This is a genomic window from Glutamicibacter sp. NPDC087344 (assembly GCF_044744225.1).
Lineage (GTDB): Bacteria > Actinomycetota > Actinomycetes > Actinomycetales > Micrococcaceae > Glutamicibacter.
Map to the genome: position 1 here is coordinate 183,609 of NZ_JBIUXY010000004.1, position 12,062 is coordinate 195,670.

Below are 12,062 nucleotides of genomic sequence, written 5' to 3' on the forward strand. Positions count from 1 at the left end.
CGCCATAGAGCGCAAAATTTGGCCTATTCTCACGAAGTAGAAGGCAGCGCAGGATACTTCTGCCACCGGTGAACCATCGGTTCGCGCTGCACAGGTGAGAGGACACACAGGGTTGGCCAAGGGCAAGAACCAGGAGATCGCCACGCCGGAGAGTGCGTGGAGGAAACGCAAAGACGCGTGGGAGCACCTGGGATATGTACTCAGTGAGATTTCATCCACTGCGCAAGAGGATTCACGACGACGTGAAAATGAACGGGAGGCCCGGCGTTTGCTGGCCTTGCTTCGAGCGATCGAACCCTATTGGGCGAATCCTGGGCTTGAATACTTCACCCAGGTGGCGACCCTGATCGCCGAAGGGCGCAGCGAAACCGCCACACGGCTGGTCTACCAGGCCAACCAGGGATTCAGGGCGTATACCCAGTACTTCGACGCCGACGGCCATGATCTCGGTGCCGGGGAGAGCCCCGAGCGTTCGGCGGCCCAAGGCCAGGAGCAGCTGCCCGGGGCGCGCAACGTCCCGCAGGTTGAAATCCTGCTGGTAGACAACGGGCCGGCCGAGGAAATTGAGCGCTTCAAGGAAGAAATCCTGGAACAACGCCAGGGAACCGACCCGTTCCACTACAACTTCGTGGTGGTGCCCAGCGTTCAGGATGCGCTGGTGGCGATCGTGGTGAACCCCTCCATCCAGTCGGTGGTGCTGTCGGCCCGCTATACCCTGGCGTCCAGTCGCAAGCTCAGCACCACCCTGCACGGTTTCATCACTGGGCGGATGGCCGGATATTTCACTTCCGGCCATCAGATTCAGGGGTTGCTGGACCTGGAGCAAATCCTGGAGAAGTTGCGCCCGGAGATTCCGGTGTACCTGATTGCCGGGGTGGCATTGGAATCCATTGCCCACGAAATCACCGGGCGGTTTCGCCGGATCTTCTCACGCAACGACTGCATGGACTTGCACCTGTCGATCCTGGCCGAGATCACCGACCGGTATGACACCCCATTTTTCGCGGCCTTGCAGAAACACGCCAAACGCCCCGGCGGGGTGTTCCATGCGTTGCCGATCTCCCGGGCGGCCTCGGTCAAGAATTCGCCGTGGGCGCGCGACCTGGTGGACTTCTACGGCAAGAACTTGTTGCTGGCCGAAACCTCGGCCACCTCCGGCGGCCTGGACTCGCTTTTGGATCCGCAGAGCTCCATCAAGAAGGCCCACGAGCTGGCCGCGCGGGCCTTCCAAAGCCACCGCACCTACTTTGTCACCAACGGCACCTCAACCGCGAACAAAATCGTGCATCAATCGATCCTCGCCCCCGGGGACATCGTGCTGGTGGATCGCAACTGCCACAAATCCCACCACTATTCGCTGGTGCTGGCCGGGGCTAATGTGAGCTACCTGGAGGCCTACCCGCTGAACGAACACTCAATGTACGGGGCCGTCCCGTTGGAGGAAATCAAGGGGCGTCTGCTGCAGCTTCGCCGCGAGGGCCTGCTGCACAAGGTCAAGATGCTGACCCTGACCAACTGCACCTTTGACGGGATCATCTACGACCCGCGCCGGGTCATGGAGGAATGCCTGGCCATCAAGCCGGACCTCGTATTCCTTTGGGATGAAGCCTGGTTCGCCTTTGCCGGCTTCCACCCGATCTACCGCCAGCGCACCGGGATGACCGCCGCGGCACGCATGGAAGCCGAGCAGCAGACCGCGGCGTACCGGCAACGGTATGCCGCCCAGCAAGCCAGCCTGCCGGCACCGGGTACTGCCCAGGAGCCGGAAAACGACGACTACTGGTTGCGCACCCGGCTGATCCCGGATCCAGAACAGACCAGGCTGCGGGTCTACAGCACCCAATCCACGCATAAAACCTTGACCTCCCTGCGCCAGGGGTCGATGATTCACATCTACGATCAGGATTTTGCGGTCAGGAACCTGAATACGTTCCGCGAAGCCTACATGACTCACACCTCGACCTCTCCGAACTACCAGATCCTCGCGTCGCTGGATATCGGGCGCCGCCAGGCCGAACTTGAGGGCTACTCGCTGGTGCAACGGCAGGTCGACCTCGCCCAGTCGATCGCCCGGGCGGTGAGCCGCAATAAGCTGCTGCACAAGTATTTCCGGATTCTGAACACCGCGGACCTCATCCCTGAGGCCTACCGCGAATCCACCACCGCGAACCCCGTCAGGGATGGCCTGGCCGTCTGGGACAAGTCGTGGCAGCATGATGAGCTGGTGGTGGACCCTTCCCGGCTGACACTGGATATCAGCCGGACCGGCGTGGACGGCGATACGTTTAAACACACCTATCTGATGGACGGCCACTCGATCCAGGTCAACAAAACCAGCCGCAGCTCGGTGCTGTTGATGACCAACATCGGCACTACCCGTTCGGCCGCGGCGCACCTGATCGAAGTGCTCGTTAAAATTGCCGAGGGACTTGAACGGCAAAGCCGGATCGACGGCCGGGTCTTGGCCATGGGAACCGCCGAAAGCCCCGGGAAGGTCCCGCTGCCTGATTTCAGCTGTTTCGCCCCGGAATTCGCCGGGGGAGGCGGTAGCGGCAACATGCGCGCCGCCTACTATTTGACCTACCGGGATCCGGCCACGCAGTTCCTCTCCTCGGCCCAGGTCAAGGAGCACCTCGGGGCTGGGCAACGGGTGGTATCGGCGGTGTTCGTGACACCCTACCCGCCGGGTTTCCCGGTTCTGGTTCCGGGACAGGAAATCACCTTGGGGATCATGCGCTACATGGACCTGCTTGATACCCGCGAAATCCACGGGTACCACCCGGATTTGGGGTACCAGGTGTTCACCAGCCAAGCACTGCGAGAATACGCGCTAGAGGGATAACGGCGGCACCAGCAACACCCCGGACTCCAAGCGGAGTCCGGGGCGTTGCTGTAGTGTTTCTGCGCGAGCAGCGAAACCTAGGCAGGTCGTCCCAGGTGCCGTGCCACGGCCTCGAATGCTCGCAGGGTGGGGAACAGCTTGGACGCGTCCTGCGGCAACGGCCAGCTGGAAAGCTTGACGGCCACGAGCTTGACCAACGGGTCCATGTAGATCATCTGCCCGTGGATGCCCAAGGCCACCGCCGCATTGGTGGCGGGATTAGGGAACCAGATCTGATTCCGGTACCGGCCCCCGGGCATCAAGTTATCACCCGGCGATTCGGCAAAGGCCGCGAACAGCTCGTCGCTTTGCCTGAACGTGTCATCGATCCATGCTTGGGAGATGATTTGTTTACCGTTCAAGGCCCGCCCGCCATTGACGTAGAGATGGCCAAAACGCGCCAGATCCCGCAAGGTGGTGTTGAACCCGCCGTCGAACATGCCGGTGCCGAACTGATCCACGCCCATCAGAAGGTCCTGCTGGGCTCCGAGCTTCGACCAGACGTACTCGGAGAGCAGTTGCTGCATGGGCGCCCCGCCGGCGGTTTCGCAGATCCAGCCCAACACGTCGGTCTCGCATGAACGATATTCAAAAGGTCCGCCATGCGGCCCCTTGGATTTCAGCGTCAGCAGGAAGTCGTACATGCCGATCGGGCCGATCGACCCGCGCTCCGGGGCCCAGCCAATGGCCTCTTCCAGCAACCTCACCTCGGCGTTGGGGTCCAGGTACTCTTCGGAGAATTGGATCCCCGAACGCATATCCAGGATGTCGCGTACCGTGGCCCCCGCGTAGCCGCTGCGTTCCAACGACGGAACATAGCTGCACAGCGGACGGGTGACATCCAAGAGCCCCGCGTCACTCAGTGCCCCGGCCAGGGTTCCCACCAAGGTTTTGCTGACCGACATCAGCAGGTGATCACTTTGCGCGGTCATGGTGTTGTAGTACTTCTCCCACAGGATCCGCCCGTCGTGAATGATCAGGATCGCGTCGGTGTTGGTCGCATGGATGACCCCGCGCACCGTGAGCGCAGGGTCGGTGTAACTGGACTTGGCGACCTCCAATTTCCCGAGTTTTTCCTCGGCCAGCGGCAACTTCACAATCGGCCCGTCTCCGCGCGAAACCCGCACGGTGGGATGGATGCGCGCAATATTCTGGAAAGAGCGTTTAACATTCTGCGGCGCCTGCCAATTCGCGATAGACAGGGCACCTTTCTGCTCCAGTGGTACGGGTGGAGCGCCACCTCCGGGGTGACCGGCCGAATCAGCTTCCATTCTCATTTGGGGGAACGTCAATGCCCTTGTACTGGGAACGGATGGAAGAAATGAAGTGCTTGGCGTCGATGGTGAGTTTGGTTTTCTTTTTGCCTTCGTACTGCAGCTTGGCCTTGGTGACCAGGACCCCAAGATCGGCTCCCTTCCAACGGTAGTCGTGCTCGCCGTAGATACGGAGGAAAAAGGCTTCCTTGTGGTTCTGCAACTGGTGCCAGTCCAGTGCCGAGCGTGAGAATTGAAGTTTGCCCCGGGAATCGAGGTAGTAGTTTCCGGTGCGCGGTGCATGGGTCAGATACTGGAGAATGTCATCGGTTTCCTTGATGATCATGTGGCTCCACACATCGGCACCCGACATCTCCTGCCACCGCTCGTTGATCTCATCAACATCCAGCTTGAAATCCACATCGAGGTATTCCAACAGGTGGAAGAGGAACAACGGAACGTCCGCGTAGGCTCCGGCGGTGACATTGGTGATGGCGCTGGCCCCGGAGATCCGCGGATTCAGTTCACCCAGGTAGACCTCGTCGGTATCGGTGTCAACCAGCACATCAACCTCGAAGAATCCGCGGTAACCGGTTTTCTGCAGGCCGCTGCCGACATTTTGCACCAGCTCGATGGCCCGCGCCCGCTGCGAGTCCGTGAGGATGTCGGGGTGCATCTCATTGCCGCACCAGCCGCCCTTGTAGGGGGTGAGTTCCTTGTAACCGGCCAATTCGGTCAGGATCGGACCCACCACGGTGCCGCAGCGCGTCAGCACCGCCTCCACGGCCACCGGCTGGTTGTTGATCCGCTTCATGACCTTCAAATCTTCGCCGAGAATGTACTTCGAATACTGGTTCCAGTTCTCTTCGTTGGCGATGAAGAAGGTTGTTTTACCCGAATCCCCGTACGGGGTCTGGGCCACCAGATCTTCCCCGAGCTTGCCCTTGCGTGCCAGGGACATCAGCTCGGAATAGCTTGAGGCGGTGCCCAGCACGTTGGGCACCGAGGCGGCCCCGGCGGCGTTTCCCAGTTTGGTGGTCACAATTTTTGAATCAAGTTCCGTGCGCAGCGAAGCCGGCGGCAGGATCAGGTCGTAACCGAGTTCTTCACAGATGGACTCGGTGTCTTCGTTGAAAAACACCATGGCGACCTTGGGCCTAGGCCCGCCCACGGTGCGCTGTGAATCGATGAATTCACGGACCTCGGAGTTTTCAAGCAACCAGTTGTTGATGTCCTCGGCGCTTTCAAAATCGACATAGGGTTTCTCGCTCGGGGTGAAGACCCGCGGATGCTGCCCGTCCCACCCGTCGTAATAGGTGATGTAGCTGAACTTGCGAACCCAACGGTCCAAACCCAGCAGGTTTACCGGGGTCGCCCCGATGAAATAGATCGGTGTTTGGTTGGTGCGGAAAAAATGCCGCACCTCGCTCATGTTTTTCAGCTGCCGACCAAAGGGCAGGACCCGGGCGGTCGCCTCGGGATGAGGCTCGTCGTTGTAGGCGGCGTCCATCGCAACATTTGCGTTGAGGTTTTCGGTCGCCTGAACATGCTGGCGGAGTTTGGACAGTTCGCTGGGTTTAGGTATCCGGGGGCGGGAAGCGTGGGACGAAGCTTCAAGAATGTTGGCCATGTCGGTTGTCGGGTCCTTCTCAAACGGTCAAGAGGCAGGGCATTGCGCGCACAGTGCGTGACAGTTTTATGCTCAGGTGCGCGGGTGAGCACCGGGACACCGCGTGGTGAACGCCCGATGAATATTCCCTAGCTTGATCCGTTACCGCCGGTTGACATGGAAAGCAGCGCGCGCAACCAAGCATTGCGACGCAAGATGACAACTGCATGACACACCGCAGGCCGGCGGTTTGAATCAAAACCGCCGGCCTGCGAAGTGCTTTTAGTGTTTGACCGTCGCCGCGAAGTCGGTCTCTTCGAACGTGAAACCCGCGTCCTTGAGTATCTCGCTGGTGACCTTGCGCCCGGTCAGGATCACCCGCGCGTTGGTCCCCATCACCGCTGCCCCCATCGTAGGGATGAAGCTGCCGGTGGGCAGGCCCGGCATGCCGGCCAACGAGCGCAGCGACGCCATCACTTCTTCATTGCGCAGCGGGTTCGGCGCCACGGCATGCACCACGCCGTCGGGGATCTCAGGGGGCTCCAGGCGCAGCAGGCAGCGGATCACCCGCAGCCAGTCTTCCATCCCGATCCAGCTGAACCACTGTTTACCGTGGCCGAGTTTGCCGCCAAGCCCGGTGTTGGTCAGCATGTTCAGCGGGCCAAGCAGCGGCGCATCCGGATGCATGACCAGGGAGGTGCGCAGGATGTATTGGTGCTGCGCATTCACCTGGGCCTGGGTGAAGGCCTTCTCCCAGGCCGCTGCGACCCCGGTCATTTCCGGCAGCGCGCGCTCGCCGGTGGGGATGGGGCTGGACTCGGTGAGTTCGGCTTCACCGGCGTCGGAGAAGATGGCGGTGGTGCTTGACTGGATCCAGGTGGCCAGCGGGCGTCCCTTGGCGGTTGCTTCGGCCAGGGTCCGGGTGGTGCGCACCCGTGAATCGGCCAGCTGAGCAATGTTTTCCGGAGTGTTGCGTTTATCGACCCGCTCTCCGGCCAGATTCACCAGATGCACCGGGCGGTCGCTGGCGAAAGCCGAGGACCACGGTCCTTGGTGTTGCCCGTCCCAGATGTACTGTTCTGTGGGGAAATCGGCCTCGCGGGTCCGGGAGAGCACCACCACCGAGGCCCCGCGGCAAACCAGGTCGGCGGCCAGGTTGCGGCCCAAGAATCCGCGCCCTCCGGCAATCACCACGTGCGCGTCGAGTTTGATGTGGGCGGTGTGCGCCACCAGTCGGTAGAGCCGGGCGGCGGCCACCGAAAAGTCTTGGCAGATATCTTTGCCTACGGTGAATTTGAATGCGGTGGTGCCGGGCCCATTCAGCTCAACCGTGAATAGCAGCAGGCAACCGCCGGTTTGTTCCTCAACCCGCCAACGCAGGACCATGGATCCACCGGGTTGCGGTTGGGTGAACTCGACCAGCCGGGCAGCCTGGTTGCGGCGGGTGATCGATCCGGACGGCGCGGTGGCACGATGCAGCGGGCCAAAAAGTTTGCCCGGGGGCAACAGATCGACCTTGGTGCCCACCCCTCGCTGGTCGTCGTGCACGCTGAAGTTCAGTTGCTTCATCCACTGCCCGGTCTGTGCAAGGTTTCCAACGATCGAATAGACCGCGTCGGCGCTTGCGGCCAGGAACTGAGACTCGGTGCGCTGCCAGTGCGTGAACTTGGTGGTGCTGCTCATCGAGATTCCCCCTGCGTCTTGGAGCTTTCCGTTTATCCCAAGGCTACGCGGTGAAGTGTGTATTGGAACGCAAGACAAGGGAGGATGAGGAAAAGATTTCCTGGCGGCGGAGACGAACGAATCGGTCCACACATTTTTCAAGGCGCGGGCACCGATAGTTTTTGCGAGGTACCGAGCTCAGCCGAAACCTATGCATTCGCCACTTCCTCGCTTGAGCGGAGGCTTGTTTCACATAAGCTGAAGATTTATTTTTGATAAATGAAAAGTCCGCATTCTGCGCTGGCTCCGCTCTTGCGCTCCAACCTCCAAGGCGACCTTCTCGCGATCTTGTTGTTGACCCCTGATCGTGAGTACAGTTTGACCGAGCTGACTGAACGAACATCTTCTCACGCAGCGTCTGTTCATCGTGAGGTTGAAAGATTCGTCAAATCCGGTCTATTGCTCGACCGACGTGTCGGACGGACGCGAGTCATCAGGGCCAACACCGAAGCCCGGCTATACGTTCCAACCCGCTCTATGATCGATCTGACTTATGGGCCGAAGGTGGTTATCGAACACGAGCTTGCGCAGGCTGAGGGTGTTGAGCAGGCATATATTTTTGGTTCGTGGGCATCGCGCTACATGGGAAACGATGGACCTGAGCCCAACGATATCGATGTGCTCATCGTCGGCGATATAACTCGAAGAAAATTGGCGGAGGTCGCGGAAAACCTTACAGATCTTGCTGGCCGTGAGGTGAATTTTCAGAGAGTCTCCGCCGACGCTTGGCTAGCTTCGGTCGACCCCTTCGTGACCACAGTTAAGAACGAACCAATAGTCCAGCTGGCTTTGAAAGAAAACAATGATTCTTAGGTGGGAAAAGCGCCGCGCGGAAATCGACATGTTGCTTTCGGAAAACAAGCTGTCCAGGGTTGAGCCGAACATGGTTTGGGCTCTTAGGCTAATTGACATCGCCGAGGAATAAATCGTCGCAGCAGACCTGATCCTGGAAGTTTCCCCGCTAACTGCGTTTCAAACCTACTACGATGCTTTGCGCAAAATGGTAGACGCGCTCCTGGTCAACCAAGGCCTGCGAAGAGCTGCTGCTGGTGGTCATGTTGTTCTCCAGCGATCTATCGCCGCACAGCTGGACCCTCCACTGGGAGAGCTTGTTAAAGATTTTGGTTGGATGCGGCAGCTGCGCAATGCGGGAGACTACCCAGTTCCTGAGAAAGCCCTAGCCAACCTGCTGGACGCAAAGGAGGCGGCCGAAGTGGCAAAAGGGCTGCTCGATAAGATTCGCCAGCTAGTAGACCAGATGCCGGTGTACTAGGCAGAGGCTACGTCGGGGAAAACGCTGGGAACCGAGGAACCGCGGAATCGAGCGGTTCCCAGCGTTTTCTCCTTTCTTTGCTCTGGCTACGAACTCCTGTTTTTCAGGTGTTGGTCCACAAAATCCATTGCACGGTGCCGCACCGTGGTCGGCATGGCCAGTAGTTCGAAGGGTTTGATCCTCAAGTTCCCTCGTGCTGGCCTTACGTTGCGCGGCGGTGGAGTGTTCGGCTTTCACGACCGCGTCTGCCCTGGCTGACCGGTCTTCGGCGGGGTAGGTGAGCGGGCCATGGTGGTGGATAGGCACCAGATCAGGTGTGTGGCGAGCATGCATTGCGTTGATGCCCCTGGCCATTGGGGGCCGCATTCCGCGCCTGAGTAGCTAGGGCTTCCACCGTGGCCCTGGTTTCCGCGGTTTCCGCGTAGGTCACTGAGAGTATAGAACGTGTACTAGCAATCGTGGACGCTTCGCCCTGTGAAGCACGAACCCACTGAAATCCTGCCCGCCTCACGGCATGGACGGGTCAATGATTCTTCTTCTTTCAAGAGGAAGAGGCAGTCGGAGTTTGTAACCATTGCCCCTGGGAGCCCCAGGGGCAGCGGTGTACTAGGCGGTGACCTTCGCTCCGAGTTCCTTTTCCATCTCGGTGAATTCGGCCTGGATCTCGGTATTGGGACGGTAGGTTTTCAGCGAAACCAGCCACGCGACAATCAGGTTGATGGCGAAGCCCGGAACGATTTCGTACATATTATCCGACAGCACTTCGATGTTGCCCCAGACGAAGACCACCACGGCGCCGCAGACCATGCCGGCGAAGGCCCCGATAGCGGTGAGTTTTCGCCAGTACAGGGCCAACAGGACGATCGGTCCGAACGCCGCCCCGAATCCGGCCCAGGCGAAAGCCACCAGATCCAAAATGGAGGAGTTCGGGTTCAGCGCCAGGATGGCGGCAATCAGCGCGATCACCAGCACCCCGGTGCGTCCAAGCATCACCAGCGCCTTGGGCGAGGCCTTGCGGCCGGAGATGTTGTACAGGTCTTCGACCAGCGCCGAGGAACAGACAATCATCTGCGAGGACATGGTGGACATGATGGCCGCCAATACCGCGGCCAATACCAGACCGGCCACAAATGGGTGGAAGAAGATCTGGCTGAGCAGCAGGAAAACGGTTTCGCTTCCGGCCACACCCAGCGGTTCCTTGGCAAAGTAGGCAATACCGATCAGCGCCGTCGCCACGGCACCGGCCGAGGTCAAGAACATCCAACCGATGCCGATGCGACGGGCCACCTTTGCCTCGCCCGGGGTGCGCAGGGCCATGAAGCGCACAATGATATGCGGCTGGCCAAAGTAGCCCAGACCCCATGCGGCGGTGGAGAAGATTGCGACGACGGCCAAGAACCAACCGTTCTCGTCAAACGATGAGAACAGGTTGAAGGCGATGGGATTCACCTCGGTGATTCGGGCACCCAGCGTGGAAAAGCTGCCCATCTGGATGACGGCGACAATTGGCACCGCGATCAGCGCCGCGAACATCAGCAGGCCCTGGGCCACGTCGGTGAGCGAGGCACCAAGGAATCCGCCAAACAGCGTGTAAAGCAGGGTGATTACCGCGACAAACAGCATTCCGTTCAGGTACGGCCAGCCAAAGGACGCTTCAAAGAACTTGCCGGCGGCCACCATGCCGGAGGAGACGTAAAAGGTGAAAAACACCAGGATGATCAGCGCTGAACCGATCCTCAGCAGGTGGTTTTTGTCCTTGAGGCGTTTTTCGAAGAAGCTGGGAATGGTGATGGCGTTCTGCGCGATCGCAGTATAGGAACGCAGCCGCGGCGCCACGAACTTCCAGTTCAGCCAGGCTCCGATGAGCAAGCCGATGGCAATCCAGGATTCGTGCAGGCCGCCAATGTAGATGGCGCCGGGAAGCCCCATGAGCAGCCAGCCGGACATGTCCGAGGCTCCGGCGGACAGTGCCGCCACCCAGGGTTTCAGGCCGCGGTCGGCCAGCATGTAGTCGTCGATGTTGTTGGTGCGTCGATATGCCATATATCCGATGCCGAGCATGGCACCCATATAGATAACGATCGCGATGATCTGGAAGGTTTGGTTGGACATGGTTCCTCATTACCGGTTGTGCCCACCGAGTGATGTTGTGGGGCGGGACGCGGACAGTGCGGTGTGGGTCACCACTATTGCACCTTCGCTCCGGTTTGTCGCGTGCCTAACAGGGAGTCGTTACCTTTTTGTGATCCAACTCATCGATCCAACGGCTCTGCCGGAGATGGAGCCAGGGAACCTTGTTCATCACTCATCCCGGGCTGGCGGTGCAACAGCGAACGCACCGCCTGCATGGCAGGGGATAACACCGAAGAATGACGTATGGCGGTGAAGATCGTGCGCATCGGGGCCCCGGGCAGCTCCACGGTGCGCAGGGCTCCGGGGTCGCTGCGCAAGACCAGGGCCGGCAGCAGGGCGACGGCATTGCCGGAGGCCACCAGTTGCATGTGGGCTTGGAGGTCAGCGGATTCGTAGCGCACATCAGGTTCAAAGCCGGCCAAGCGGCAGGACTGTTCGGCCCAATGCCGGCTGGCGGCACCTTCCGGCTCCATCACCCAGGGTAGCTGCGCGGCCTGCTGGATGGTGCTGACACGATCAAAAACTGCATTCCCTTCCACTCCCGGGGCGGGCAGGGCCAGGCGAATCGCATCATGCGTCAGCACTCGTCGGTCCAGGTTTTGATAGTGCGGGGCGGCATGCCCAGGGTATTGTTCGGCAACCACCAGATCAAAGTTCCGGCTACTGGTTTCGTGCAGTGCCGCAGCGGGCTCTTGCTGGCTCATCTCCACCCGCAACTGCGGGTAGGTGGTGCGCAGCTCGCGCAACACCGGCGGCATCAACGCCAGCATGGCGGTTTGGAAGACTGCCAGCCGCACGGTGCCGCTGACCGTTGACAGGGTGGAGGCCAGGGCCGCTTCGGCGCGTTCCATGGAGTCCAGCAGTTCCTCGGTGTGGGCCACCAGCACCTGGGCCTGCGGGGTGAGCTGCAAGGTGCGTCCGGTACGGCGCAACAGCTGAACCCCGGCTTCGGTTTCCAGCTGGGTGAGCTGCTGGGACACCGAAGACGGGGAGTAGCTGAGCACGTCGGCGACCTCCGCGATGGTTCCGCGGATGCTCAGCTCCCGGAGCAAACGTAAACGTCGCAGTTCAAGCAAGGTTTTACCGCCTCAAATCAGGGAAATTCGTCTCTTGGCAGATACATTAGCAAACCCGAACGAAATCCTTCGGTTTTGTTCACTTTTGCTTAACGCAGAAAAGATAGATACTCGA

8 protein-coding genes are annotated in these 12,062 nt (G+C 60.1%); 3 read left to right on the forward strand and 5 right to left on the reverse strand.

Annotation, left to right across the window (positions count from 1 at the left end):
* The first annotated feature begins 94 nt into the window (after window positions 1-94).
* Complete coding sequence (locus tag ACIOWL_RS08500) at window positions 95-2,842, forward strand: aminotransferase class I/II-fold pyridoxal phosphate-dependent enzyme (RefSeq protein ID WP_400383565.1); 2,748 nt, start codon at window positions 95-97, stop codon at window positions 2,840-2,842.
* Window positions 2,843-2,919: 77 nt separating this feature from the next.
* On the opposite strand, the gene ACIOWL_RS08505 is transcribed toward ACIOWL_RS08500, so the two are convergent.
* From ACIOWL_RS08505 to ACIOWL_RS08515, 3 genes are all read right to left on the reverse strand, one after another.
* Window positions 2,920-4,152 (reverse strand): serine hydrolase domain-containing protein, encoded by a 1,233-nt coding sequence (locus tag ACIOWL_RS08505; RefSeq protein WP_400383567.1) that lies wholly within the window; start codon window positions 4,150-4,152, stop codon window positions 2,920-2,922.
* Window positions 4,142-5,764 (reverse strand): biotin carboxylase, encoded by a 1,623-nt coding sequence (locus ACIOWL_RS08510; RefSeq protein ID WP_400383569.1) that lies wholly within the window; start codon window positions 5,762-5,764, stop codon window positions 4,142-4,144. The genes ACIOWL_RS08505 and ACIOWL_RS08510 overlap by 11 nt, the downstream gene beginning before the upstream one ends.
* A gap of 261 nt (window positions 5,765-6,025) precedes the next feature.
* Entirely contained in the window at window positions 6,026-7,426 is a 1,401-nt protein-coding gene (locus ACIOWL_RS08515; protein ID WP_400383571.1) for an NAD-dependent epimerase/dehydratase family protein, read from the reverse strand.
* A 516-nt stretch (window positions 7,427-7,942) separates the two neighbouring features.
* On the opposite strand from ACIOWL_RS08515, the gene ACIOWL_RS08520 reads away from it, so the two are divergent.
* Both ACIOWL_RS08520 and ACIOWL_RS08525 read left to right on the forward strand, forming a co-directional pair.
* On the forward strand, window positions 7,943-8,278 hold the full coding sequence (locus ACIOWL_RS08520) for a nucleotidyltransferase family protein (RefSeq protein ID WP_400383573.1): 336 nt from the start codon (window positions 7,943-7,945) through the stop codon (window positions 8,276-8,278).
* 187 nt (window positions 8,279-8,465) lie between these two features.
* Complete coding sequence (locus ACIOWL_RS08525; RefSeq protein WP_400383575.1) at window positions 8,466-8,738, forward strand: hypothetical protein; 273 nt, start codon at window positions 8,466-8,468, stop codon at window positions 8,736-8,738.
* Between the two features lie 606 nt (window positions 8,739-9,344).
* On the opposite strand, the gene putP is transcribed toward ACIOWL_RS08525, so the two are convergent.
* Entirely contained in the window at window positions 9,345-10,850 is a 1,506-nt protein-coding gene (putP, locus tag ACIOWL_RS08530; RefSeq protein WP_400383577.1) for a sodium/proline symporter PutP, read from the reverse strand.
* 140 nt (window positions 10,851-10,990) lie between these two features.
* The gene (locus tag ACIOWL_RS08535) at window positions 10,991-11,947 is read right to left on the reverse strand and encodes a LysR family transcriptional regulator (protein WP_400383579.1); all 957 of its coding nucleotides are present in this window, start codon (window positions 11,945-11,947) and stop codon (window positions 10,991-10,993) included.
* Window positions 11,948-12,062 lie beyond the last annotated feature (115 nt).